At 64.6% G+C, this 25,276-nt stretch carries 23 protein-coding genes; 15 read left to right on the top strand and 8 right to left on the bottom strand.

Features of this window, described 5'->3' with window-relative positions:
• Positions 1–310: 310 nt before the first annotated feature.
• The 3 genes from carB to E4K09_RS08800 all read left to right on the top strand — a co-directional run bounded on the left by carB (position 311) and on the right by E4K09_RS08800 (position 4,905).
• A complete protein-coding gene (gene carB, locus E4K09_RS08810; RefSeq protein ID WP_134496370.1) occupies positions 311–3,781 on the top strand; it encodes a carbamoyl-phosphate synthase large subunit in 3,471 nt (1,156 codons plus the stop codon).
• A 108-nt stretch (positions 3,782–3,889) separates the two neighbouring features.
• Positions 3,890–4,366: a transcription elongation factor GreA gene (gene greA, locus E4K09_RS08805; RefSeq protein ID WP_134496369.1), complete on the top strand. Its 477-nt coding sequence runs from the start codon at positions 3,890–3,892 to the stop codon at positions 4,364–4,366.
• Between the two features lie 35 nt (positions 4,367–4,401).
• Positions 4,402–4,905 (top strand): twin-arginine translocation signal domain-containing protein, encoded by a 504-nt coding sequence (locus tag E4K09_RS08800; protein ID WP_166802227.1) that lies wholly within the window; start codon positions 4,402–4,404, stop codon positions 4,903–4,905.
• Between the two features lie 15 nt (positions 4,906–4,920).
• Here E4K09_RS08800 and E4K09_RS08795 read toward each other — a convergent pair whose 3' ends face one another.
• A complete protein-coding gene (locus E4K09_RS08795; protein WP_425293826.1) occupies positions 4,921–5,418 on the bottom strand; it encodes an Lrp/AsnC family transcriptional regulator in 498 nt (165 codons plus the stop codon).
• 160 nt (positions 5,419–5,578) lie between these two features.
• Between E4K09_RS08795 and E4K09_RS08790 the strand changes: the two genes are divergently transcribed.
• The 3 genes from E4K09_RS08790 (at position 5,579) to E4K09_RS08780 (ending at position 8,559) form a co-directional block, all read left to right on the top strand.
• Positions 5,579–6,592 (top strand): mitochondrial fission ELM1 family protein, encoded by a 1,014-nt coding sequence (locus E4K09_RS08790; protein ID WP_134496367.1) that lies wholly within the window; start codon positions 5,579–5,581, stop codon positions 6,590–6,592.
• Positions 6,592–7,554: a thioredoxin-disulfide reductase gene (gene trxB / locus E4K09_RS08785; RefSeq protein WP_134496366.1), complete on the top strand. Its 963-nt coding sequence runs from the start codon at positions 6,592–6,594 to the stop codon at positions 7,552–7,554. Before E4K09_RS08790 ends, trxB begins: the two co-directional genes overlap by 1 nt.
• A gap of 114 nt (positions 7,555–7,668) precedes the next feature.
• Complete coding sequence (locus E4K09_RS08780; RefSeq protein ID WP_134496365.1) at positions 7,669–8,559, top strand: LysR family transcriptional regulator; 891 nt, start codon at positions 7,669–7,671, stop codon at positions 8,557–8,559.
• 396 nt (positions 8,560–8,955) lie between these two features.
• Here the strand turns inward: E4K09_RS08780 and E4K09_RS08775 are convergent, their stop codons facing one another.
• The 4 genes from E4K09_RS08775 to E4K09_RS08760 all read right to left on the bottom strand — a co-directional run bounded on the left by E4K09_RS08775 (position 8,956) and on the right by E4K09_RS08760 (position 14,568).
• Entirely contained in the window at positions 8,956–10,686 is a 1,731-nt protein-coding gene (locus E4K09_RS08775; protein WP_134496364.1) for an AMP-binding protein, read from the bottom strand.
• A gap of 131 nt (positions 10,687–10,817) precedes the next feature.
• Entirely contained in the window at positions 10,818–12,857 is a 2,040-nt protein-coding gene (locus tag E4K09_RS08770; protein WP_134496363.1) for an elongation factor G, read from the bottom strand.
• 188 nt (positions 12,858–13,045) lie between these two features.
• Positions 13,046–13,366 (bottom strand): hypothetical protein, encoded by a 321-nt coding sequence (locus E4K09_RS08765; protein ID WP_134496362.1) that lies wholly within the window; start codon positions 13,364–13,366, stop codon positions 13,046–13,048.
• Entirely contained in the window at positions 13,366–14,568 is a 1,203-nt protein-coding gene (locus E4K09_RS08760) for a pyridoxal phosphate-dependent aminotransferase (RefSeq protein WP_134496361.1), read from the bottom strand. Before E4K09_RS08760 ends, E4K09_RS08765 begins: the two co-directional genes overlap by 1 nt.
• 122 nt (positions 14,569–14,690) lie before the next feature.
• Between E4K09_RS08760 and E4K09_RS08755 the strand changes: the two genes are divergently transcribed.
• The 3 genes from E4K09_RS08755 (at position 14,691) to E4K09_RS08750 (ending at position 17,307) form a co-directional block, all read left to right on the top strand.
• Positions 14,691–15,671 (top strand): Bug family tripartite tricarboxylate transporter substrate binding protein, encoded by a 981-nt coding sequence (locus E4K09_RS08755; RefSeq protein ID WP_134496360.1) that lies wholly within the window; start codon positions 14,691–14,693, stop codon positions 15,669–15,671.
• 243 nt (positions 15,672–15,914) lie between these two features.
• On the top strand, positions 15,915–16,088 hold the full coding sequence (locus E4K09_RS28950; RefSeq protein ID WP_166802226.1) for a hypothetical protein: 174 nt from the start codon (positions 15,915–15,917) through the stop codon (positions 16,086–16,088).
• Between the two features lie 79 nt (positions 16,089–16,167).
• Entirely contained in the window at positions 16,168–17,307 is a 1,140-nt protein-coding gene (locus E4K09_RS08750) for a PQQ-dependent sugar dehydrogenase (protein ID WP_134496359.1), read from the top strand.
• A gap of 53 nt (positions 17,308–17,360) precedes the next feature.
• On the opposite strand, the gene E4K09_RS08745 is transcribed toward E4K09_RS08750, so the two are convergent.
• Positions 17,361–17,681, bottom strand: a complete 321-nt coding sequence (locus tag E4K09_RS08745) for a YnfA family protein (protein WP_134496358.1) — start codon at positions 17,679–17,681, stop codon at positions 17,361–17,363.
• A 20-nt stretch (positions 17,682–17,701) separates the two neighbouring features.
• Positions 17,702–18,043: a DMT family protein gene (locus tag E4K09_RS08740; RefSeq protein WP_134496357.1), complete on the bottom strand. Its 342-nt coding sequence runs from the start codon at positions 18,041–18,043 to the stop codon at positions 17,702–17,704.
• Positions 18,044–18,235: 192 nt separating this feature from the next.
• Between E4K09_RS08740 and E4K09_RS08735 the strand changes: the two genes are divergently transcribed.
• The 4 genes from E4K09_RS08735 (at position 18,236) to uvrB (ending at position 23,303) form a co-directional block, all read left to right on the top strand.
• Positions 18,236–18,625: a DUF3775 domain-containing protein gene (locus E4K09_RS08735; RefSeq protein ID WP_134496356.1), complete on the top strand. Its 390-nt coding sequence runs from the start codon at positions 18,236–18,238 to the stop codon at positions 18,623–18,625.
• A 200-nt stretch (positions 18,626–18,825) separates the two neighbouring features.
• The gene (locus E4K09_RS08730; protein WP_134496355.1) at positions 18,826–19,047 is read left to right on the top strand and encodes a hypothetical protein; all 222 of its coding nucleotides are present in this window, start codon (positions 18,826–18,828) and stop codon (positions 19,045–19,047) included.
• Between the two features lie 273 nt (positions 19,048–19,320).
• Positions 19,321–20,373: a DUF808 domain-containing protein gene (locus E4K09_RS08725; RefSeq protein WP_134496354.1), complete on the top strand. Its 1,053-nt coding sequence runs from the start codon at positions 19,321–19,323 to the stop codon at positions 20,371–20,373.
• 224 nt (positions 20,374–20,597) lie between these two features.
• A complete protein-coding gene (gene uvrB / locus E4K09_RS08720) occupies positions 20,598–23,303 on the top strand; it encodes an excinuclease ABC subunit UvrB (protein ID WP_134496353.1) in 2,706 nt (901 codons plus the stop codon).
• 655 nt (positions 23,304–23,958) lie between these two features.
• On the opposite strand, the gene E4K09_RS08715 is transcribed toward uvrB, so the two are convergent.
• Positions 23,959–24,117, bottom strand: a complete 159-nt coding sequence (locus E4K09_RS08715) for a DUF3309 family protein (RefSeq protein ID WP_134496352.1) — start codon at positions 24,115–24,117, stop codon at positions 23,959–23,961.
• Between the two features lie 302 nt (positions 24,118–24,419).
• Here E4K09_RS08715 and E4K09_RS08710 point away from each other — a divergent pair, with 302 nt between their 5' ends.
• Positions 24,420–24,623: a NepR family anti-sigma factor gene (locus E4K09_RS08710; protein ID WP_134496351.1), complete on the top strand. Its 204-nt coding sequence runs from the start codon at positions 24,420–24,422 to the stop codon at positions 24,621–24,623.
• Positions 24,620–25,168: a sigma-70 family RNA polymerase sigma factor gene (locus E4K09_RS08705; RefSeq protein WP_134496350.1), complete on the top strand. Its 549-nt coding sequence runs from the start codon at positions 24,620–24,622 to the stop codon at positions 25,166–25,168. The genes E4K09_RS08710 and E4K09_RS08705 overlap by 4 nt, the downstream gene beginning before the upstream one ends.
• Positions 25,169–25,276 lie beyond the last annotated feature (108 nt).

Raw genomic sequence — 25,276 nt, 5'->3', positions numbered from 1 at the left:
CCCGATCTCCCTCAAGATCCTGCCGTTCCCTGACCGGCGATCATGCCGCATGGGGGACCTGTCGCCAAATCATCGAGCATCGGACCCTAACGTGGAGGCCAATTTAGGGATTCAATCCGATACTCCCTGTCCAGCGGGCGCATCGTTGAGGCGGAAAACCGGAGCCACTTTTCCGCATGATGCGCTAAGGCCTTTGAATTTGCGGTGGGTCCGTGTAAGAGCCTCTCTCAACCTTCAATCTGACACATCCCGGCTGCGCTTGAAGCGCCGCATTCAGCGGCCGCGCGGCTGGACACGCCTGGGTGGACCTATGCCGAAGCGGACAGACATCTCCTCCATTCTCATCATCGGCGCCGGTCCGATCATCATCGGCCAGGCCGTGGAGTTCGATTATTCGGGCACTCAGGCGGTCAAGGCCCTCAAGGAGGAAGGCTACCGCATCATCCTGGTGAACTCGAATCCCGCGACGATCATGACCGATCCCGATCTCGCGCACGCCACCTACGTGGAGCCGATCACGCCCGAGATCGTGGCCAGGATCATCGAGAAGGAGCGCCCGGACGCGATCCTGCCCACCATGGGCGGCCAGACGGCGCTCAACTGCGCCCTGTCGCTGAAGAAGATGGGCGTGCTCGACCGGTTCAACGTCGAGATGATCGGCGCGACGGCGGAGGCCATCGACAAGGCCGAGGACCGCCAGCTCTTCCGCGAGGCCATGACCAAGATCGGCCTCGACACTCCGAAATCCCGCCTCGCCAATGCCTCGGCCCTCAAGAAGGCCGACCGGGACGCCTACCTGGCCGAACTCGCGCGGCTCGAGGCCCTCGACATGCATCCGGGCGACAAGAAGCGCGTGATCGCCGCCTACAAGCTGAAATGGGACGCGGGCGAGAACGACCGGCGCAAGCGCTATCAGGAGCACGCCATGGGCGAGGCCCTGCTGGCGCTCGCCGAAGTGGGCCTGCCTGCCATCATCCGCCCCTCTTTCACCATGGGCGGCACCGGCGGCGGCATCGCCTACAACCGCGAGGAGTTCCTCGACATCGTCGAGCGGGGCCTCGACGCCTCCCCCACCAACGAGGTGCTGATCGAGGAGAGCGTGCTCGGCTGGAAGGAGTACGAGATGGAGGTCGTCCGCGACAAGGCGGACAACTGCATCATCATCTGCTCCATCGAGAATTTCGATCCGATGGGCGTACACACGGGCGATTCGATCACGGTGGCGCCGGCGCTGACGCTCACGGACAAGGAATACCAGATCATGCGCGACGCCTCGCTGGCGGTCCTGCGCGAGATCGGTGTCGAGACCGGCGGCTCGAACGTGCAGTTCGCGATCAACCCCGAGAACGGGCGCATGATCGTGATCGAGATGAACCCGCGCGTGTCGCGCTCCTCGGCGCTCGCCTCCAAGGCCACGGGCTTCCCCATCGCCAAGGTCGCGGCGAAGCTCGCGGTGGGCTACACCCTGGACGAGATCGCCAACGACATCACCGGCGGCGCGACGCCCGCCTCCTTCGAGCCCACCATCGACTACGTGGTCACGAAGATCCCGCGCTTCGCCTTCGAGAAGTTCCCCGGCGCCGAACCGACCCTCACCACGGCCATGAAGTCCGTGGGCGAGGCGATGGCGATCGGCCGCTCCTTCCCGGAATCCCTGCAGAAGGCCCTGCGCTCGCTGGAAACCGGCCTCACCGGCCTCGACGAGATCGAGATCGAGGGCCTCGGCAAGGGCGACGACAAGAACGCCATCAAGGCCGCCATCGGAACGCCCACGCCCGACCGCATCCTGAAGGTCGCGCAGGCGCTTCGCCTCGGCATCAGCCACGACGAGGTCTACGATTCCTGCAAGATCGACCGCTGGTTCCTGGAGCAGCTCCAGGCCATCGTCGACATGGAAGCCAAGGTGAAGGCCCATGGCCTGCCGAAGACGCCGGGTGCCTTCCGTCAGATCAAGGCCCTGGGCTTCTCGGACGCCCGCCTCGCGGTGCTGACAGGCACCACGGAAGCGGAGGTGCGCGAGGCGCGCCGCGCGCTGGGCGTGCGCCCGGTCTTCAAGCGCATCGACACCTGCGCGGCGGAATTCGCTTCGCCCACGGCGTACATGTATTCGAGCTATACGTCCCCGTTCGCGGGCCGGCCCGCCGACGAGGCCAATCCCTCGGACGCCAGGAAGGTGATCATCCTCGGGGGCGGTCCGAACCGCATCGGCCAAGGCATCGAGTTCGATTATTGCTGCTGCCATGCCTGCTTCGCGCTCAAGGATGCGGGCTTCGAGACCATCATGATCAACTGCAACCCGGAGACGGTCTCGACCGACTACGACACCTCCGACCGGCTCTATTTCGAGCCGCTGACGCAGGAGGATGTGCTGGAGATCATCGAGACCGAGCGCTCCAAGGGCACGCTCCACGGCGTGATCGTGCAGTTCGGCGGCCAGACCCCGCTCAAGCTCGCCCGCGCGCTCGAAGAGGCGGATGTGCGCATCCTCGGCACCTCGCCGGACGCCATCGACCTCGCCGAGGACCGTGACCGGTTCAAGCGGCTTCTCGACAAGCTGCATCTCAAGCAGCCCAAGAACGGCATCGCCTATTCGGTCGAGCAGGCCCGCCTGATCGCCGCCGATCTCGGCCTGCCCTTCGTGGTGCGCCCGTCCTATGTGCTCGGCGGCCGCGCGATGGCGATCATCCGGGACGAGACCCAGTTCGAGGATTACCTGCTCGGCACCCTGCCCAGCCTGATCCCGTCCGACATCAAGGCCCGCTACCCCAACGACAAGACGGGCCAGATCAACACGGTTCTGGGCAAGAACCCGCTGCTCTTCGACCGCTATCTCTCGGATGCCATCGAGGTGGACGTGGACTGCCTCAGCGACGGCAAGGACGTGTTCATCGCCGGCATCATGGAGCATATCGAGGAGGCCGGCATCCACTCGGGCGACTCCGCCTGCTCGCTGCCGCCCCGCTCGCTGTCGACGGAGACCATCGCGGAGCTGGAGCGCCAGACGAAGGCTCTCGCCCTCGCCCTCGACGTGGGCGGCCTGATGAACGTGCAATACGCCATCAAGGACGGCACGATCTACGTGCTGGAGGTCAACCCCCGCGCCTCGCGCACGGTGCCCTTCGTGGCCAAGGTCATCGGCGAACCCATCGCCAAGATCGCCGCCCGGGTGATGGCCGGCGAGACCCTGGCCACGTTCGCCCTGTCCCCGAAGGAGCTGCCGCATATCGGCGTGAAGGAGGCCGTGTTCCCCTTCGCCCGCTTCCCGGGCGTGGACGTGCTGCTCGGGCCGGAAATGCGTTCCACGGGCGAGGTCATCGGCCTCGACCGCGGCTTCGGCGTGGCCTTCGCCAAGAGCCAGCTCGGCGCGGGCAGCCAGCTGCCCAAGACCGGAACCCTGTTCGTGTCGGTGCGCGACTCGGACAAGCCCCGCATCCTTCCGGCCGTCCGCATGCTGGAGGAGGCCGGGTTCCAGGTCCTGGCGACCGCCGGCACCCAGAAGTACCTCGTGGAGCAGGGCGTCAAGGCCAAGCGGATCAACAAGGTGCTGGAAGGCCGCCCCCACGTGGTCGACGCCATGAAGAACGGCGACATCCAGCTGGTATTCAATACCACCGAAGGTGCGGGCGCTTTGTCAGATTCTCGCTCACTTCGGCAGGCTGCCCTCTTGCATAAGATACCTTACTACACCACTCTTGCAGGAGCGGTCGCTGCAGCCGAGGGCATCAAGGCCTATCTCGGCGGCGATCTCGAGGTTCGCGCGCTTCAGGACTATTTCGCCTGAGGCCTTCGGGCCTGCACCATGGAACTGCGAAGCTTCAGTGGAGTTTTCGTTGACTTGCGAGGGCGCTGGAAACAGCGGCCTCGTACCTCTTTTTGGACGAGATAAACGATGGACAAGGTCCCTCTGACGATCAAGGGTTTTGCGGCGCTCGAGGAAGAACTCAAGCACCGGCAACAGGTCGAGCGCCCGCGGATCATCCAGGCGATCGCGGAAGCGCGCGCGCTCGGCGACCTGTCGGAAAACGCCGAATACCATGCCGCCAAGGAAGCCCAGTCCCTCAACGAGGGCCGCATCCTGGAGCTGGAAAGCCTGATTTCCCGTGCGGAAGTCATCGACGTTTCCAAGCTCTCGGGTGACCGGATCAAGTTCGGTGCGACCGTGAAGCTGGTGGACGAGGACACCGAGGAAGAAAAGACCTACCAGATCGTGGGCGAGCCCGAGGCGGACGTCCGTTCCGGCCGCGTCTCGATCGCCTCCCCCATCGCCCGCGCCCTGATGGGCAAGACCATCGGCGATACGGTGGAGGTGTCGACCCCCGGGGGCGGCAAGTCCTACGAAGTCGTGGGCGTCCGGTTCAGCGTCTGATACGACGAGGGGGGCAGGCGATGAGAGATCAGACCATGCTCCCTTCATCCCGCCGCTCTTTTCTGACGCGCCTCGCCTGCGCCGGCCTTGCCGGTGCGGGCCTGCTGGCGCCTATTCCGGCCCAGGCCCAGGCCTTTCCCCAAGCGTTCTCGTCGTTTTCCGTCGATGTCAGACCGCTGAAGGCAAAGGGATGGGGTCCATTCGCCGATCTCGTCGGGCAGGCGGCCCTCGACGAGCTGCACCGATCCTTCGCGGACCGGATGAATCCGCGCGGACCGCGCTTCGTCCTGGTCATCACGGACGTGTTCCTGACCGCCTTCGCGGACAGCAGCTCGGGCTGGCGTGGCCGTGGCGGAGGCGGCGGGCACGACGGCATGGACGGCGAGGCCCTGGCGATCGGCCGGAGGGGCGAGATCCTGGCCCGCCACCCGCAGCATGCGGTGCTCGATGTGGCGCGGAGAAGCACCGAGCCGGACGAACCGGGCCGGGCGGTCGCCCTGGCCCAGCACTATGTGCGCTGGCTGCGGCGCCGGCTCTGATCGGCCCGGAGGGGTTTATTCCATCACTTCAGCCACGTCCTCGATCGGCACCAGCGGCTCGTCCTTGATCAGGTCGAGGGTCAACGCGGTCCGGACGTTGCGGACATTGGGCAGGGACGTGAGCTCGGAGACGAGGCCCTGGAAGGCGCCCAGGTTCGGGGCCACGCATTTCATGATGAAGTCGATGTCGCCCGACAGGGTCCAGCATTCGCGGACCATGGACCAGTCCTTCACCCGCTGCTCGAACTCCCGCAGCTCCTTCTTGCCCTGGATGTCGAGCTGCACCATGGCGAAGCACACGATCTCGAACCCTAAGCCCTTGGGGTCGAGGATCGCACGATAGGCCTTGATGATACCGGCGCTTTCCAGCGCTCGCACCCGGCGCAGGCACGGGGGTGCCGACAGCCCGACACGGCGGGCCAGCTCCACATTCGTGATGCTGCCGTCGGCTTGTAGTTCCTTCAGAATAGCCCAGTCGATCGAATCGAGGCGTCCGCGCACGGTCACTCCCATGGAGCGCATTTCCCGACCGGGGAGCCCCCGCGGCCCGGATCATGCACCCTCCAAGCAAAAAACTCGTCTTGGCTGAGTAGACCGTGTAAAGGGTCTGCACAAGCGGGACGGGCGATTAAGTCGCAACGAACCATATGAACTCCACAAGCTCATTGATCGAATGTTGCGCGACGATTCCCGCCTTATCACCTGGGTCCTGAGCGACGGCAAGGCCGGGGACGAGCTCCAGGGCCTGAGCGTGGCCGAGGCCCTGGGCCTCCACCCGGAGATCCGACGGATCGAGCCTCGCGCGCCCTTCACCTGGATGATGCCGTGGGGACCCATCGACCCGCGGGAGCGGCCGAGCGTGCCCGGAAGCCCCATCGCCCCGCCCTACCCCGACCTGCTCCTCGCCTCCGGCCGCAGGGCCGTGCCCTATCTCCGTTTCGTCAAGCGCGCCTCGGGCCAGCGGACCTATACGGTTTTCCTCAAGGACCCTCGCACGGGGCCGAAGACGGCGGACTTCATCTGGTCGCCGGAATACGACCGCCTGCGCGGCCCGAACGTCCTGACCACGCTGACCCCGCCGCACAGGATTTCCGACCGGCGGATCGCCGCCGCGCGGGCGCATCCCGATCCCCGCCTCGCCGGCCTGCCTGGCCCTCGCGTCGCGGTGCTCGTCGGCGGCGACAGCCGGCATCACCGGTTCACGGACCACGACAGAGCCACCCTCCTCGAGCGCCTGACCATTCTGGCTCGATCGGGAGCGGGATTGATGATCACGACATCCCGCCGCACGCCCCTGGCCCTGCGGGAGGCGCTGATGGATCTCGCCGCTCGGCATGGCGCATTCTTCTGGGACGGGTCGGGCCCGAACCCCTATGTGGACCTGCTCGGCCTCGCCGACTTCATCGTGGCGACAGCGGACTCGTTCAACATGATCGGTGAGGCCGCCGCGTCCGGAAAGCCGATCCTGGTCTTCGAGCCCTCGGGCGGCCACCCCAAACTCGCTGTTTACATGGAGCGCCTGAGGGGCCATGGAATTGTGCATCCGTTCGATGGCCATCTTGTAGGACAGGCCTACGAACCCCTAAATTCAACACCCAAGATTGCTGCTGCCATCGTCCGGGGCTTCAGCCTTCACCGCCGCTCCCTCGGCTTGCCGGACATTGCGTTTTCGCTGGAGAGTTCCTGATGGCCCATTCTCACGCCAAGCTCATCATCATCGGCTCGGGGCCCGCAGGCTATACGGCGGCGATCTATGCGGCCCGCGCGCTGCTCGAGCCCGTCATGATCTCGGGCTTCCAGCCGGGCGGTCAGCTCATGATCACCACCGACGTGGAAAACTATCCGGGCTTCGCCGAGGTGATCCAGGGCCCCTGGCTGATGGAGCAGATGCGTCTCCAGGCCGAGCACGTGGGCACCAGGATGATCTCGGACCACATCACCAAGGTGGACCTGAAGCAGCGCCCGTTCCGTCTGGAAGGCGATTCCGGGGACACTTATACCTGCGATGCCCTCATCGTGGCGACCGGCGCCCAGGCCAAGTGGCTGGGTCTGCCGTCCGAGGGCCTGTTCCAGGGGTTCGGCGTCTCGGCCTGCGCGACCTGCGACGGCTTCTTCTATCGCAACAAGGAAGTCGTGGTGGTGGGCGGCGGCAACACGGCCGTGGAGGAGGCCCTCTATCTGGCCCATCTGGCCTCGAAGGTCACGCTGGTTCACCGTCGCGATTCCCTGCGGGCCGAGCGGATCCTGCAGGACCGCCTGTTCAAGCACCCGAAGATCGACGTGCTCTGGAACAGCGCCGTGGAGGAAATCTGTGGCACCGAGAACCCCAACTCGGTCACCCACGTGAGGCTGAAGAACCTTGTTTCGGGCGAGGTTTCGAACTTCAAGACGGACGGCGTGTTCATCGCCATCGGCCACAAGCCTTCGACGGAGCTGTTCGTGGGACAGCTCGACATGAAATCCGGCGGCTATCTCCAGGTGAAGCCGGGTTCGACCAGCACGAACATCGCCGGTGTCTTCGCGGCCGGCGACGTCACCGACGACGTTTACCGCCAGGCGGTGACGTCGGCAGGCATGGGCTGCATGGCTGCCCTGGACGCGGAACGCTACCTGGCGGCCCTCGAGGCCACCCAGGAGGCCGCAGAATAGGTTTTATTCACAACTGGTTGACCCTTGGGCAGGATTCCTATTGCATCCTGCCGCCAGCTCGGAAGAGATAGGGAGCCCTGCGCCGGAGGAATGCGGGGTATTCAGGGGAACGCCGTGGATTGGGACAAAATCCGGATTTTCTATACGGTCGCAGAAGCGGGCAGCTTTACCCGCGCCGGCGACGACCTGGGCTTGAGCCAATCCGCCGTCAGTCGCCAGATCAGCGCCCTCGAGCGGGAGCTGAAGGCGCCCCTCTTCCACCGCCATGCGAGGGGCCTGATCCTGACCGAACAAGGCGACCTGCTGTTCCGTGCGGCCCGGGACATGCGCATGCGCCTGGAAACCACCAAGGCGCGCCTCGTCGAGACAAGCGAGCGTCCCTCCGGTGAGCTCAAGGTGACCACCACGGTGGGCCTCGGCTCCATCTGGCTTGCCCAGCGCATCGCGGAGTTCCTGGATCTTTATCCGGATGTCCGCGTCGAGCTGATCCTCTCCAACGAGGAATTGGACCTTGCCATGCGCGAGGCGGACGTTGCGATCCGCCTGCGGCGGCCGGCGCAGCCGGATCTGATCCAGCGGCGTCTTTTCACGATCCACTTCCACGTCTACGCGTCGGCCGACTACATCAAGCGCTTCGGCGAGCCGAAGACCCTGGAGGACCTCGACGAGCACCGCATCGTCTCCTTCGGCGGCGACCAGCCCTCCTACCTGCTGGCGGTGCACTGGCTCGCGACGGCCGGGCGCGAGGGGCGCGAGCCGCGCCAGTATCACTACGAGGTCAACAACATCACGGCCCTGAAGCTTGCGGTGGAAACCGGGGCCGGCATCGCCGTGCTGCCGGATTATGCGGTGGTAGGCGATCCGAACCTGGTCCAGGTCCTGCGCGACGTCGAGATGCCGTCCCTCGACAGCTACCTGGTCTATGCGGAGGAAATGCGCTCCGTCGCGCGCGTTCAGGCCTTCCGCGACTTCCTGATCTCGAAGGCCCAGCGCTGGACCTACTAGGGCTGTTTCCACTGGCGTGGAGTGACTTCATGTCTTTGGTCTTCGCTTCATACCCAGGCCAGATGCAGGGCTTTCCAGCGCGGCCTTGCGTTTGTGCCGGGCGACGTGCTGCCGAGAGAGATGGCATCCATCCTTGAATCACGCTTGCGAGGACAAGCGTGGCAGTTTTGCGTCAGCCTTTCGTCTAAGCCATGCAGCCGACGCAGCCCTTTTATGAGGCATGTTGCATTGCAAATAGGTCGAATGCGGCCGATATGAGCATTGGCTGATTTCAACGCGGCAGCGCTTTTCTTCCTCCCGGCGATGCCGTGTCGGCCGTTCCCTCTGGAAGGTTTTGACTCAATTGTCGGACCTCTACTTTAGCCGGGCCTTTGGCCCGGCTTTTTTTTGCTCTCGTCATGCCTGCCGAGACGAGGCGACCTCGTCCTTCAGGACGCGGCGCAGCACCTTGCCAACATTGGTCTTCGGCAGCGATTCCCGGAACTCGATCCGGCGCGGCACCTTGTAGCCGGTGAGATTTTCCCTGCAGAAGTGGCGCAGTTCGTCAGGGTCGAGGTTCGGGTCCTTGCACACCACATAGGCGACGACCGCCTCGCCCGATTGTTCGTCAGGCAGTCCGATGACAGCAGCCTCCATGACGGCGGGATGCTTCACGAGCACGTCCTCGACCTCGTTCGGATAGACGTTGAAGCCGGAGACCAGGATCATGTCCTTCATCCGGTCGACGATCTTCACCTGACCGTCCGGGAGGATCATCGCGACGTCCCCTGTGCGGAAATAGCCGTCGGGCGTCATCGACCGCGCCGTTTCATCCGGCTGCTGCCAATAGCCGGCCATCACCTGCGGGCCTTTCACGCACAATTCGCCGCGCTCGCCCGGGGGCAGGATGCTGCCGTCGCTCGCTCTCACCGTTACGTCCGTGGACGGCAGCGGATAGCCGATGGTGCCTGTGAATTCCTCGATGTCGAGGCGGTTGACGCAAACCACCGGTGAGGTCTCCGACAGGCCGTACCCTTCGATGATGGGCCGACCGGAAATCTCCTTCCACGTCTTCGCGACCGCTTCCTGCGTGGCCATGCCTCCGGCGACGGCGAACACCAGTTGCGAGAAATCGACGTCTCGAATGCCCGGCGCGTGAGCCAGCGCGTTGTAGAGCGTGTTCACACCCGACATGAGAGTGATCTTGCTCTTCTGGAGCGTCTTCACGAATCCGGCAATGTCGCGCGGATTGGCGATGAGAAGCTGACACCCGCCGATCTTCGTCATGAACAGCGAGCACACCGTCAGGCCGAAGATGTGATAGAGGGGCAACGCCGTGACCATGACATGATCGTCACGCTCGCCGAAGAACGGACGCATCCACGCTTCGCATTGCAGCACGTTGGCGGCAACGTTGCGGTGAAGGAGAACCGCCCCCTTCGAAATGCCCGTCGTGCCGCCCGTGTATTGCAGAAAGGCGATGTCGTCCCGCGTGACCGCCACGACGTCCGGCCGCCTTCGCGCGCCCTCTTTCAGCACCGTCTTGAACGATGCGGACTTCGGAAGGCTGAACCTTTTGACCGCCTTTTTCACGTAGCGGGACACGAGGTTGACGATGGCGCCTTTCGCACCCAGCAGATCGCCGGGCTTCACAACGACCACGCGATCGAGCCTGAGATCCGGCAGCGCCTCTTCGACCGTCGCTCCGAAATTTTCGAGAACGAAGAGGAACCGCGCTCCGGAATCCTGCAGCTGGTAGGCCAACTCGCGCGGCGTATAGAGCGGATTGATGTTCACCACCGTGCCGCCGGCCATCAGCACGCCATAAAGGATCGCCGGATAGGCCATCACGTTCGGCAGCATGATCCCGATGCGGTCTCCCCTCTTCAGCCCCTGCTGCTGCAGCCAGGAGGCCACGGCGTCGACGCTGCGGCCGAGTTCCGCATAAGTGATGCGCTTGCCGAAGCTCTCGGCGGCAGCCCGGTTCGGATAATCTGTGACCGCCTTGACGAAGATGTCGTTGAGAGTGCCGATGCTGGCGTCGTCGATCGCGTGGGGCACACTCGGGGGATAGGACTTGAACCAGGATCTGTCCAAGGTTTGCCCGGCCGTATCCGTGGATGCGGCCGGTTCGATCGTGGCGTTCATTTTTTCCTCCCGCTCCAGGGCGAGTTTGTTTCATGGGAGACAGCGTCTCCGGTGAAGCTTAGATTGGCGCGGAAGGGGTAGTTTGTCGATGGGCGTTCCCTGAGGGCCGGAAACGCCCCTCGGAGAGGGCTTCAATGAGCTTTCTGCAGCACGAGGTCGGCTGGCTTGCCGCTAAGCTCGGCCATGTGATCGAAGCGCGTCGAGAAGGTGCCGACGCCCGCCGTGACGGAGCGCAGCTCGACGATCAGGTCGCCGATCTCCGATTCCGGAATGGTGGCGTTCAGCACCTCCCATCCGGCCCATCCGGGCCGTCCGTCATAGCCCAGGATCTGCCCGCGCCGGGCGGTGACGAGGCTCGTGGCCTTCGACAGGGCCTCCGTGGGTATCGTGATCTCGACGGAAAGGATCGGCTCCAGCAGCACGGGCTTCGCCTTCGGCAGAGCCTCCGCCAGGGCGAGCTTCGCCGCCGCCTGGAACGCCGCGTCCGACGAATCCACCGTGTGATAGGAGCCGTCCGTCAGGCTGACCGCGAGATCGACCACCGGAAAGCCCAGGGGCCCGCTCCGGAGCGCATCGCGGACACCCGTCTCCACGGAGGGGATGTACTGGCGCGGAACGACACCACCGGTGATCCGGTCCTCGAAGGCAAATCCCTCACCGCGCGGCAGCGGCTTGATCTCGATCATCACGTCGCCGTACTGGCCATGACCGCCGGTCTGCTTGCGATGGCGGCCGCGAGCCGATGCGGGCATGCGGATCGTTTCGCAATAGGCGACGCGCGGCTTGCCGATGTCGACACCGACCTGGAAGCGCGAGGCGAGCTTCTCCACCGCGACGCGCAGATGCATCTCGCCCTGTCCGAGCAGCCGGATCTCGCCCATCTCCGGCCGGTTCTCCACCACCAGGGACAGGTCCTCCTCTGTAATCTTGGCGAGCGCGCTCGAAAGGCGGACATCGTCCTTGCGGTCTCGCACCTTGAGGGACACCGCATAGACGGGCTCCGGAGGCGCCGAGGAGACAATCGTGTCGGGACGCGACTTGCCCGACGCGAAGCTGTCGCCCGTCGCGATGCCTTCGAGGCGACCGAAGCCCACTACATCGCCGGCGGCCGCTTCGGCCCGACGCGTCGTGTTGCCGCCGACCATCGTGAGCAGGCTGCCGACACGGCTTTCCGCACCGCGCGACCCGACCACCATGTCACCTTCGTGGAAGGCGCCGCGCATCACGCGCGCCACGGAGAGCTTGCCGCCCTGGCCCATATGCAGGGTCTTCATCACATGGGCGAGCGGCGCGCCCTCATCGGGGATTCCAAGACGGGTGCGGGTTTCCGGGAGCGTCGGCGCCTCATGGCGCAGCGCTTTCAGAAGCCGCGTGACGCCGTTGCCGCGCTCGGCGGAGCCGATGAGCGCCGGAACCACATGCCGCTCGCGCAGCTCCTTGGAGAGGTCGTCGAAGATGCGGTCGCGCGGGGGCTCGATCTCGGAGATCAGCTCCTCCATCAATTCGTCGTCGTAATCGGCCAGCCGCTCCAGCATCGCGAAGCGCGCCTCGCGCTCGCGCAGGCTTTCGCCGTCGGGCATCTCGACCACTTCGCTGGGCGCATGCTCGCGGTAGATGAAGGCGCGCTCCAGGGCGAGATCGATGAAACCGATCGCGATACCGTCTTTCCAGAGCGGAATCTGGCGCAGCAGCAGCGGCGTGCGCGAGGCCTGCTGCAGTAGGCTCAACGTCTCGCGGACGCGCTTCGTCGCCGTATCGATCTTGTTGATGAAGAGGAAGCGCGGAATGTCCGCCTCCTCCAGCTCCCGCAGGATGATCTCGAGCGCAGGAATCTTGCGCTCGTCGGACTCGCATACCACGATCGCCGCATCGCAGACGGGCGTGATGTTGCGCATCTCGTGCAGGAATTCGGTGGAGCCGGGGCAGTCGACGAACGTCATCGTCTCGCCGAGAAAATCGACGGTGGCCACGTTGGGCTCGATGCTCATGCCGTGAGCGCGGGCCTCGGCGCTCGCGTCACCGACGCTGTCGCCATTGGTCACGCGGCCTGCGCGCGAGATGGTCCCGGTGCGCTCCAGGATGGCTTCAAGAAGCGTGGTCTTGCCGCTCTGGAATGGGCCAACGATGGCGATGCATCGCGGGCCCGCAGGTCCTCTGCCGTTGGGTGCCATGGTAGTCTCCTCCCCGCCCCCGTCAGCGCGCTCTTAGCCGTCGCGTTAAGAGGATGCTCTGCCTGTCTGGAGAGGTTGGCAAGGGCATTTTTCGGGCAGGAGAACGGCCACGCTTCTTGCCGAGTGCGTTTTTTGGCGCCGCCGGTGCGGTTTGCCGCGACGAATGCCGTCCGCGGAAGGAGCCACACTCACGCAGGCGAAGGCGGCTCTCCGGGGCGTCCCAACCGTGCTGGAACGGCATCCTGGTGCTCGCCGCGGCGCACGATCGTCATCGAAAAGATCGTGACCGGCCCGGCCCGGAGGAGGTTCATGGCCGAGACGATCATCTCGGCCAGACGCTCGGGGGTCACGCTGTCACCCGGGATGTCGAGAAGGAAATCCCTCGCTTCCACATAGCCGCCATTGGTGAAGTCGACACGGAAATCCGACTTCACCCGGAAGGCCGATTGCTGGTCGATCCGATAAGGCTCCGCCTCGGGATCCGGATGGAATGTCCGAGGCAGGCTCATCAGCGAAGCGATCCGCAGAACCGCTGGATGCGGTTGCAGGCATCCTCCAGCGCCGCGTTGGACGTGGCGTAGGAGATGCGGAAATTCGGACCCAGGCCGAAGGACGAGCCATGCACGGCGGCCACGCCTTCAGCTTCCAGCAGTTCGGATACGAAGTCCTCGTCGGTCTCGAGCACCTTGCCCGACGGCGCGGTTTTGCCGATCGCCTCCGCGCAGGACGGATAGACGTAGAATGCCCCTTCCGGCATCGGGCATTTCAGGTACTTCGTCTGGTTCAGCATGGAGACCACCAGGTCGCGCCGCTCCTCGAAGGCCTTCTTGAACACCTTCAGGTGATCCTGGGGGCCGTCGAGCGCCTCGACGGCGGCCCATTGGGAGATCGCGCTCGTGCCGGATGTCTGCTGGCCCTGGACGAAATCCATGGCCTTGATGAGATGTTCGGGGCCGCCGGCATAGCCGATGCGCCAGCCGGTCATGGCATAGGCCTTCGAAACGCCGTTCATGGTGAGCGTGCGCTCATAGAGGTTCGGCTCGACCTGAGCCGGCGTCACGAACTCGAAATCGCCGTAGGTCAGGTGCTCGTACATGTCGTCGGTGAGCACCCACACATGGGGGTGGCGCATCAGCACGTCGGTGATCGCCTTCATCTCGGCGCGGGTATAGGCCGCGCCGGTCGGGTTCGACGGCGAGTTGAGGATGATCCACTTGGTCTTCGGCGTGATGGCCCGCTCGAGCGGCTCCGGCTGGAGCTTGAAACTGTGCTCCATCGTGCAGTCGACAAAGACGGGCTTGCCGCCGCAGAGCACCACCATCTCAGGATAGGACACCCAGTACGGAGCCGGGATGATGACCTCGTCGCCCGGGTTCAGGGTGGCCAGCAGCGCGTTGTAGATGACGTGCTTGCCCCCGGTGGAGACGATGGTCTGCGAGGGCTTGTAGTCCAGGCCGTTCTCGCGCTTGAACTTGCGGGCGATGGCCTCGCGCAGCGGCACGATGCCCGAGACCGGCGTGTACTTCGTCTCGCCACGGCGGATGGCCGCGATGGCCGCTTCCTTGATGTTGTCCGGGGTATCGAAATCCGGCTCGCCGACGGAAAGGCTGATCACGTCCCGGCCCTGGGCTTTGAGATCTCGCGCTTTCTGCGTGATGACGATCGTGGCAGACGGCTTGATGCGCGAGAGGGCGTCAGACAAAAAGCCCATGGGAAACCTCCGATCAGGGCGTTAGGAAGGAAACGTGACGGGGGCGGACCCTAATCTGCCCACGCTGCTCAAGCAAGCGAAACAGCCCCCCTTGAACCGGGATTTTCAGGAGCCGCCTTTTCATGACCTTTTCCCTCATCCGCCGCATGGCCCTCGGCCTTCTCGCCGGAGCCGCCCTGCTCTCCCAGGCGGCCGCCGCGCAGACCTATCCCAGCCGCGTGATCAAGATGATCGTGCCCTACCCGGCGGGCGGCCCGACGGACGTGATCGCCCGCATCGTGGCGGAGGAGATGGGCAAGGATCTCGGGCAGAACGTGATCGTCGAGAACGTGGCGGGCGCCTCCGGCGCCATCGGCACCCGCGCGGTCGCCCGGGCGGAGCCCGACGGCTACACGATCGTGTTCGGCAACAATCAGACGCACGGGAACAACATGTTCCTGCTCAAGGAGCCCGGCTACGACGCCGTGAAGGACTTCGCGCCTCTGGCGGGCGCAGGCGCCTTCGAGCACGTCTTCGTGGTGAAGAACGACCTGCCGGCGAAGTCGATCCCGGAGCTGGTGGAACTCGCCCGGAAGGATCCCGGCAAGCTCAATTACGGCTCGACGGGAGTGGGCTCCGGCTCGCATCTGGCGACCGAGCTCTTCATGACCCGCACTGGCATCAGGATGACCCATGTGCCCTTCCGGGGTGCGGCCCCTCTGGTGACGGAACTCATGGCGGGGCGCATCGACGTCTCGAACTCGACCCTGCCGAGCGTGCTCTCGCAGTTCCAGGCCGGCCAGATGCGCGCCATCGGCCTTGCAAGCCCGCAACGCAACCCGTTGGCGCCGGATGTGCCTACCCTGCGGGAGCAGGGCATCACTGATGCGGACGCCGAATCCTGGGCCGCCTTCTTTGCGCCCGCGAATACGCCGAAGCCCATTCTCGACAAGCTCTCGGGAACGATCATCGCCATCCTCAACAAGCCTGACGCAAAGGAACGCATCACGAAGCTCGGCTTTACTTTGAACGTGCGCGATCCCGAGGCCTTCAAACCTTACCTGGAGAAGGAAATCCAGACCTGGGCGGAGATCATCAAGGCAGCCCATATCACGGCAGAATAGGCTCTCAGCATTCAGGTTTTTACCCGATGGCCGGGCTTCGCCCCGGCCATTTTTATTGCCGCTGTTCCTGCCTTGGCCAGCTGATCAGAACGTTAATATTGGTTAACAAAAGGTTAACACTTGTACTTGGCAAGGTAACTCTAAGAAAGAGCCGAACACAGGGCGGAACTTTCCTGTAATGAATGGGTTTTTTCTCCAAAGCCAATTTGGCACTTCATGGGGAATGAGCCAATGAAGACATACATGCCGAGAAACCGCGTTGCCTCCCGGGCCCATCGGATGGACCTTCGGCAGCAGACCCGCTGCTCGTTGGCCCTGATCATGCTGATGGGTTTGGCCACCCTGTCGGTTCTGGCCACAACCCAGACCCTGTCGGCGCACGATTCGAACGCCGTCCACCAATATTCCCTTAAGTAACACGCGAGTGAACGGCCACGAGGTTGACGCCCCGTGCCGGGAGGTTAGCTCTTCGCCTCTGGATCGACGGAGAGTCCTCATGCCGAAACTTCGCCTCGCCCTTGCCTGCGCCCTGCTTTTTGCCGCAAGCCCGGCTGCTCTGGCCCAGGATACGCAGCGCCTCCGCACCGACAAGGTCGAGGTGATTGTCGAAACCTTCGCCCGAAATCTTCAGAATCCCTGGAGCCTCGCCTTCCTGCCCGATGGCCGCATGCTGGTCACCGAACGACCGGGACGGCTGCGCATCGTGGATCCGGAGGGCAACCTCTCCGAGCCGATCAAGGGGCTTCCCCCCATCTCGGCACGGGGCCAGGGCGGTCTTCTGGACGTGGCGCTCGATCCGAACTTCGCCCAGAACCGGCTGGTCTATCTGAGCCTTGCCGAAGACAGGGGCGAAGGCCGGAACGGCACGAGCGTCGCGCGGGGACGCCTCAGCCAAGACGGGACGAGCCTCGAGGGCACCCAGGTCATCTTCCGCCAGGAACCGTCCTATGCGGGCACCTATCACTTCGGATCGCGCCTGGTCTTCGACCGGGACGGCAATCTCTTCGTGACCCTGGGCGAGCGGAACGACCTGCGCGATCAGGCCCAGGGCCTCGGCAACCATCTCGGCAAGATCGTCCGCATCAAGCCAGCCGGGGGCGCCGTCCCGGACAACCCCTTCGTCACCCAGGAGGATGCCCGCCCGGAGATCTGGTCCTACGGCCACCGCAACATTCAGTCGGCCGCCCTTCACCCGACGACAGGCGAGCTCTGGACCGTCGAGCATGGCGCGCGCGGAGGCGATGAGGTCAACATTCCGCAGAAGGGCAAGAACTACGGCTGGCCCGTCATCTCCTACGGCGTGCATTACTCCGGCCAGAAGATCGGCCAGGGGACCAGGCGCCCCGGAATGGAACAGCCGGTCTATTACTGGGACCCGTCCATCGCACCCTCCGGCATGGCCTTCTACACGGGCGACAAATTCCCGGCCTGGCGCGGCAGCATTCTGGTCGGCGCCCTTGCCGGCAAGCTCGTCTCGCGCCTCGAGACCAGCGGCAATCGCGTGACCGGCGAAGAGCGCATGTTGCAGAACCTGGGCGAGCGCATCCGGGATGTGCGCCAGGGTCCCGACGGCCTGATCTATCTCCTGACCGATTCCCGGCAGGGACGCATCCTGCGGATGAAGCCCGCCACCTGACCGCGTCTCAGAGCGTCGGGCGGAGCCTCGGATCGACGTCGCCTTACAATGCTCTAGGCGCGCGGTCCGAGGAGGATCAGGGCGGCACCCGCCAGGCAGATCGCTCCGCCGGCCAGGTCCCACCGGTCGGGCCGGGCCCCTTCCACGGCCCACAGCCACAGGATCGATGCAACGATGTAGACGCCGCCATAGGCCGCATAGGCCCGGCCAGCGGCATCACTTGGAGCGAGCGTGAGCAGATAAGCGAACAGAGCCAGAGCTCCCATCCCGGGCAGCAGCCAAAGCGGCGACCTGGCCATGCGCAGCCATGCCCAGAAGGAAAAGCATCCTGCGATCTCGGCCAGCGCCGCGGCCACGTACACAAGCATCGACATCGGCACACCGCTCCGTCGCGTCACCGCCCCTGAAAGATGAAGGCGGCGCCCGAGGCGATCAGCACGAAGCCGATCAGGTGGTTCCAGCCCAGGGGCTCCTTCAGGTAGAGCACCGAGAAGCCCGCGAAGACGATCAGTGTGATGACCTCCTGCATGGTCTTCAGCTCGGCCGCCGAGTAGACGGCCGATCCGATGCGGTTGGCCGGAACCGCGAACCAGTATTCGACGAAGGCGATGCCCCAGGACGCAAGGACCGCGATCCAGAGCGGCGACGTCTTGAACTTCAAGTGGCCGTACCAGGCGAAGGTCATGAAGACGTTCGAGGCGATCAGCAGGACAATGGGCGCGGTCTGAGGGTTCATGGGAGCATGGTGGGGAAGGAGGGAGGAGAGATGCCCTGCCCTATTCCTCCCTGCGATCCTGTCAAGGGCCCGGCCCAGGGCCCAGGGGCGGACGGCGCGCCCGCAGGTGGGCTTGACCGCAGCCGAACCGAAAGCCGTCTCAAGGGTTTTCCTGTCACCGAAGGCAGCAAAGATCGTTACAAGAGGAATTCGATGGATATCGCGCTCGACAAGGTCTGCGAACTCATTCTCCGGGCCAGGGCCATTGACGTGAAAGAGGGTCCTACCGATCCGGCATCGGGTTCGAACCCAATAGACGATGGCGCGATCGATGCCCTCACGGCCTCGCCGGACGATGCGACGGAAACCGAGCTTCGCGACGTGATCGCCGGCCTCAACGACGACGAGCGCGCGGATCTGATCGCCCTCGTGTATATCGGCCGTGGCGACATGGAGCCGGAGGAATGGGGCGATGCCGTGCGCCTCGCCCGTGAGCGGGAGGAAGCAAGCTCGATTTCGACCGCGGATTGGCTGATCGGAATCCCGAACCTCGCCGACCTTCTGGATGAAGGCCTCAACGCGATGGGCCGCAGCTGCACGTAAGCTGCGCCGTCAGGACGGTGGTTTGCCGAATCCGACACGAACGTTCTGAATCCGGCAGCGCCTCAGGTTTCTCCGATCCTGCAACGCGTCCGGCGAAAAACGAGATAACAAGCTCTTGAAGACCTCGCGACGCTGCAACGGTGCCCTATTTGCGACATGGATTGGGCGAACACTCGTCTTGCTCGCTGGAGGAGGTCGCCATGACTCCGCGCAACCCGGAAGACAGGTCAACCGCCGACTTGCAGAACAGGTCTCTGCAAGACAAGCATGACGCGCCCCACGATCCTACGCACGCGCCGGCCGATTCCGAACCTCGCGCCACCCCTCCCGCAGCGTCCCTGCAAGGGGAAGACGCTGACGCCAAGATTGTCCTCGACCGTCTCGAAGCCTACATGAAAGGGCCGACGGTTTTCTCTGCTTGAGTCTTCGAACATCTGCAGGCATCTCCCCATCGTTCCCGCCCATTGATTGTCGTGTTGCACGGCTGGGCCTTCCGCCCGAGCCGCTTGCTGTGATGGCTCGACGCTCCCGCCAGCACTGTCGCGCTCACCCCGTCGCCGGATACGGCATCCGCTCCGGACGCAATCCCTTGTGCACCGAAACTTCGGCTCGGACGTTGTCGATGTCGGGAGAAGTCCTCTAGCATCTCCCGGTACACCCGGCCCCCTTCCGATTGCCCTTCGACAGGAGCCCCCATGAGCATTGGCCTGATCGCGTTGCTGGACGACATCGTAGGCTTGGCCAAGGTTGCGGCCGCCTCCCTTGACGACGTGAGCGCGCAGGCGGCCAAAGCCGGCGCGAAGGCGGCCGGCGTGGTGATCGACGATGCCGCCGTCACGCCGCGCTATGTGGTCGGCTTCTCGGCCTCCCGCGAGCTGCCCATCGTCGGCAAGATCGCGCTGGGCTCCCTCAAGAACAAGCTCCTCTATCTCCTGCCGGCGGCGCTGCTTCTCAGCTTCGCGGCGCCCTGGGCGATCACCCCGCTTCTCATGATTGGCGGCGCATATCTCTGCTACGAGGGATCGGAAAAGGTCTTCGAGGCTCTCTTCCCGCATGGCGCTCATCGGCACGAGGCGGCTGTGGGCGATGCGGTGCAGAGCGCGCAGAGCTTCGAGGACGAGAAGGTCAACAGCGCCATCAAGACCGACTTCATCCTCTCGGCCGAGATCATGGCGATCACGCTCGGAACGGTATCGGAAGCCTCACCCTGGATGCAGGCTCTGGTGCTGGCCGTGGTCGGAATCGGCATCACGGCAGTGGTCTATGGCGGTGTCGCCCTGATCGTGAAGGCGGATGATGCGGGCTTGGCGCTGGCCGCCAACAACCGCCCCGTTTCAAGCCTCCTGAACCGTGGCGAAGATGCGCCCACCGGCACGGACAGAGCCCTGTCTCCGCTGACGCAGGGTTTCGGGCGCGGTCTCGTGCGCGCGATGCCGGTTCTGATGCGTATCCTGAGCATCGTGGGCACCGCCGCGATGGTCTGGGTCGGCGGCGGCATCATCGTCCACGGCCTCGAAGGCTACGGCTTCGCGGGGCTGGGCCACGCGATCCATGATGTCGCGGTGGCCGCGGCACACGCGGCACCGGCCTTCAGCGGCGCCGTGGAATGGCTCGTCACGGCTGCGGCCTCGGGTATTGTCGGGCTCGTTCTGGGAGTGGCTCTGATCCCTCTCGCCCATTACGTTCTGGTGCCGCTGACGAAAGCCGTGCGCGGCGGGAACCGGAAGGCCGAGAAGCATCCGATCTGAAACACCCCAAAATCGCGTGGCGGCGTCACGCGCCCCTTCGCGGCCAAATCCGCCGTTGTCCAAGAGAAGCCCTTCATCGATCCTGTTGGTGTACGCTCTGGAGGATTTCATGAGGCATTCTCGCAGCGGGAGGCTCAAGTCGCTGCTGCTGCCCACCGTCGTAGGATCCCGGGGGCCCCTGCCACACCCTTCCATTCCCGAGCCTTTCGTACCATATTCGTTCTATGGCCAAATCACCCAAGAAGCCCAAGCTTTCCACCGGGAAAGCATCCAAACCTGAGCTGAAGCCGCTGGATCCCTACCTGGCCGATCTTCTCAATCCCGCCGTCAACCGGGAGCGGGAGGCGGCGGAAGGCTTTGCCGAGCGCGCTCAGGAAACCTTCGTCCACGGCGACGTCACGGATGTGGATCCGGCGCTTGCCAAAAAGCTGGGCTTGAAGGGTCCCGATGACGGGCCGGACGTGGCCAGCGAGCTCGGCGATCTCTCCCCCGGGTCCGGCGTGTCGGCCACCGTCGATGCGCTCTCCAAGCTGCTGACGGAAGGTGATCCGCGCTTCAAGAACGGCAAGCCCTGGGTGCCTCACCGCCCGCCGCGGCCCGAGAAATCGGAAGGCGGCATTCCGTTCAGGATCAAATCCGATTTTACGCCCTCCGGCGACCAGCCGCAGGCGATCCGCGAACTCGTGGACGGCGTGCGCCGCTCCGAGCGCGATCAGGTGCTGCTCGGCGTCACCGGCTCGGGCAAGACCTTCACCATGGCCAAGGTCATCGAGGAGACGCAGCGCCCCGCGCTCATCCTCGCCCCCAACAAGACTCTGGCGGCGCAGCTCTACGGCGAGTTCAAGTCGTTCTTCCCCGACAACGCGGTGGAATACTTCGTCTCGTATTACGACTATTACCAGCCCGAGGCCTATGTGCCGCGTTCGGACACCTTCATCGAGAAGGAATCCTCCATCAACGAGCAGATCGACCGCATGCGCCACTCGGCGACGCGCGCCCTGCTTGAGCGCGACGACGTGATCATCGTCGCGTCCGTGTCGTGCATCTACGGTATCGGCTCGGTCGAAACCTACACCGCCATGACCTTCTCGGTGAAGGTAGGCGAGCGCATCGAGCAGCGCCAGCTCATCGCGGATCTCGTGGCCCTGCAGTACAAGCGCATCCAGAGCGATTTCGCCCGCGGCACCTTCCGCGTGCGCGGCGACGTCATCGAGCTCTTCCCGGCCCACTTGGAGGACCGCGCCTGGCGCATCGGCCTGTTCGGCGACGAGATCGAGAGCATCGTCGAGTTCGATCCTCTCACGGGCAAGAAGACCAACGACCTCTCGTTCGTGAAGGTCTATGCGAACTCGCACTACGTGACGCCGCGCCCGACCCTGCAGCAGGCCGTCAAAGGCATTCAGGACGAGCTGCAGCATCGCCTGCAGGAACTCGCCCGCATGGGCCGTCTGCTCGAAGCGCAGCGGCTGGAGCAGCGGACCCAGTTCGACCTCGAGATGATCGAAGCCACCGGCGTTTGCAACGGCATCGAGAACTATTCGCGCTATCTCACGGGCCGCAAGCCGGGCGAGCCGCCGCCGACGCTGTTCGAATACCTTCCCGACAACGCCCTCGTGTTCACCGACGAGAGCCATGTGACCGTGCCGCAGATCGGCGGCATGTATCGCGGCGACTTCCGCCGCAAGGCGACGCTCGCGGAATACGGGTTCCGCCTTCCCTCCTGCCTCGACAACCGGCCCCTGCGCTTCGAGGAATGGGACGCCATGCGGCCGCAATCGATCCATGTGTCGGCGACACCCGGCAAATGGGAGATGGAGCAGACTGGCGGCGTGTTCGTGGAGCAGGTCATCCGCCCGACCGGCCTCGTCGACCCGGTGGTGGAGATCCGGCCGGCGCGCAGCCAGGTCGACGATCTCCTGCACGAGGTGAAGGAGCTTTCCGCGAAGGGCTATCGCACGCTCGTGACGACGCTTACCAAACGCATGGCGGAAGACCTCACGGAATACCTCCACGAGAACGGCGTCCGCGTGCGCTACATGCACTCGGACATCGACACGCTGGAGCGCATCGAGATCATCCGCGACCTGCGGCTGGGCGCCTTCGACGTGCTCATCGGCATCAACCTGTTGCGCGAGGGCCTCGACATTCCGGAATGCGCGCTCGTCGCCATTCTCGACGCCGACAAGGAAGGCTTCCTGCGCTCCGAGACGTCGCTGGTGCAGACCATCGGCCGCGCGGCGCGCAACGTGGAGGGCAAGGCAATCCTCTACGCGGATCAGATGACCGGCTCCATGGAGCGTGCGATCGCGGAGACGAACCGCCGCCGCGAGAAGCAGCTCGCCTATAACGTCGAGCACGGCATCACGCCGCAATCGGTCAAGAAGAACATCGCGGACATCCTGGAGAGCGTCTACGAGCGCGACCATGTCTCCGTCGACACGGGTCTCGCGGACAAGACGGTCGGCCACAACCTCAAGGCCGTCATCGCCGACATGGAAAAGCGCATGCGCGAGGCCGCCGCAAATCTCGAATTCGAGGAAGCCGCGCGGCTGCGCGACGAGCTCAAGCGCCTGCAAGCCACCGAGCTTGCCATCAGCGACGATCCCATGGCGCGCCAGAGCGACGTTGAGAAGGATGCCGGACGGTACGGTGGCTCGCGCAAGTACGGCCGCAACGCCAACCTGCCGCCGAAGGGGCTGCCTCCATCGGCGGAGGGCGCGAGCGAGGGCGACGAGGATGCGAGCTCCTACGGCCCGCTCGGCAAGGGGCGCTCGGACGAGAGCACCCGCATCCGCAAGCCCGGGCTCGACGAGATGGGCCCCGGCACGGACCGCGAGATCCCGCTGAATTTCCGTGAGCGCCCGGCGGGCCGCTCGACGCAGGGCTTCGCGGGCCAGAAGCCGAAATACAAGGGACGCAAGGGGCGGTAGGACCACCCCTTGGCCCGCCGGTGCCGTTCCGCTCGTGGAACCATTCGCGGCCGTGACAAGCACGGCCATGACGGGAAGAGCCACGACAGTGTCGTGTCATCGTCAGGCTAAGCCCGGCCGGGAATGACACAGAGGCGCCGCTTCCGATCGGCATGACCGGAACATCCCTGACACGCGCAGCCCGTTCCCGACCATGTCGCGTCGATGGATCCCCGCCTGTGTGAGGATGGTGCCACGGGCTTGTCGCCATGGTATGGTTTGGCCTCCTGGGCCAAGGAGAACCTGGTGAGACCGGGGGTCGCCCATGGCTTCACTGAAAGGGCAGGCAGCTCACGTGGCACCCTGCTTGCCTCTCTATTTCTTCATCAGAGCATCGAGGGTGAGCGCGGATCCGGCTTCCGAGAGCCTCCTTCCGAGGATGAATGCTGGGCTTGGGGCACCGCCCCCGTCATCTGCTAAGGGGATACCAGATGACGGGGGCTTTCCCCAGCGCACACGCTTCGGAAAGGTGTCTGGGCCTTCGGGAGACGCAGGCATCGGCGTGTCATGCCTGCTGGTTTTGAAGGGTCTCTCGACGGCCGCCGACGATGCCATCCTTAGCGTTCCGCAGCTGTCGCGATGTGCGGCTGCACACGGGCATGACCACAATGCCTGCTTACAGGCGTCCCATCAGCAGCAGGATGATGAGGATCAGCAGGATGACGCCGAGAAGGCCGCTCGGGCCATAGCCCCAGCCGCGGCTGTAGGGCCATGCGGGCACGGCGCCGATGAGCAGAAGAATGACGAGGATGAGCAGAATGGTGCTTACGCCCATGATATGGCCTCCTGTTAGGTGTGTCGACCGAAGGCTGCCGCTTCTCACATGGCCGGCCTACGCACCGGAACCCGCAACCCTCAGCCGAAACTGAGCTGTACGAGGAGAACTTGGCCGTTCGGATTTAGTTCCCATGACCGGGGTACCGGCTGTCCACAGGAATCGCTGCCGTAACGGAACGATCAACACGGCTTGGCGTTACCTCAGCGGCGATTGGGTGCCGCCGTAAGCGCGACCCCTGCGGGAGGTCGCCGCCTCGAACGGATCAGGGCGACCCGATGCAAAAAAAGATTTCACATCATATGTCTCAGCACGATCCAGAGCCTGTTCCGGGCCTCCAAAAATCATCTTCACCCGCGCTCAGCCGCTCGGTCCAAGCCCAGCTCGGGCAGCGCCTGCGGCAATTCTATGAAGCCCTGGCGCTGGGCGAGCAGCCGGTCCCGGATCGCTTCATCGAGATCATCAATCGCTTGGACGAGCGAGAGCCGGAGAAGCAGCAATCATGAGCATCGCCATCGATCTTCGCGACTCCATGCTCAAGGCAACGCCGAACCTGCGCGCTTTCGCGATTTCTCTGACGAACAACGTGGACCGCGCTGACGATCTGGTGCAGGAAACCCTGATGCGGGCGATCGCCAACATCGACCGTTTCCAGCCCGGCACCAACATGCAGGCGTGGCTCTTCACCATCCTGCGCAATCTCTTCCATTCCGAATACCGCAAACGGCGGCGCGAGGTGGAGGATGCGGACGGCAAATATGCGGCCGCCCTTTCCGTGCAGCCCGACCAGATGCCTCATCTCGACTTTGAGGATTTGCAGAAAGCCCTGGCGCGCCTGCCGCACGATCAACGCGAGGCACTGCTGCTGGTGGGGGCCTCGGGCTTCTCCTACGAGCAGGCCGCGGAGATCTGCGGCTGCGCGGTGGGCACGATCAAGAGCCGCGTGAACCGTGCGCGCAACCGCCTCGCCGAGCTGATGCATTTCGAGGATATGGACGAGGATATCGGCCCCGACCGCGTGACGCTCTCGGTGATGCACGCCATCGCCTGACACAACAAAGGCTCCTGAACACCAAAGCCCGGCCAAGCGGCACACCGCTCCCGGGCTTCTGTTCGTCGGATGATATGGGACTGGAACTGGGCAGATTTCAGCCGCGCA

Source organism: Microvirga pakistanensis (assembly GCF_004458765.1).
Taxonomy (GTDB): Bacteria; Pseudomonadota; Alphaproteobacteria; order Rhizobiales; family Beijerinckiaceae; genus Microvirga; species Microvirga pakistanensis.
Note: the sequence above shows the minus strand (reverse complement) of the source record. Positions and strands in the feature narration are given on the sequence as shown.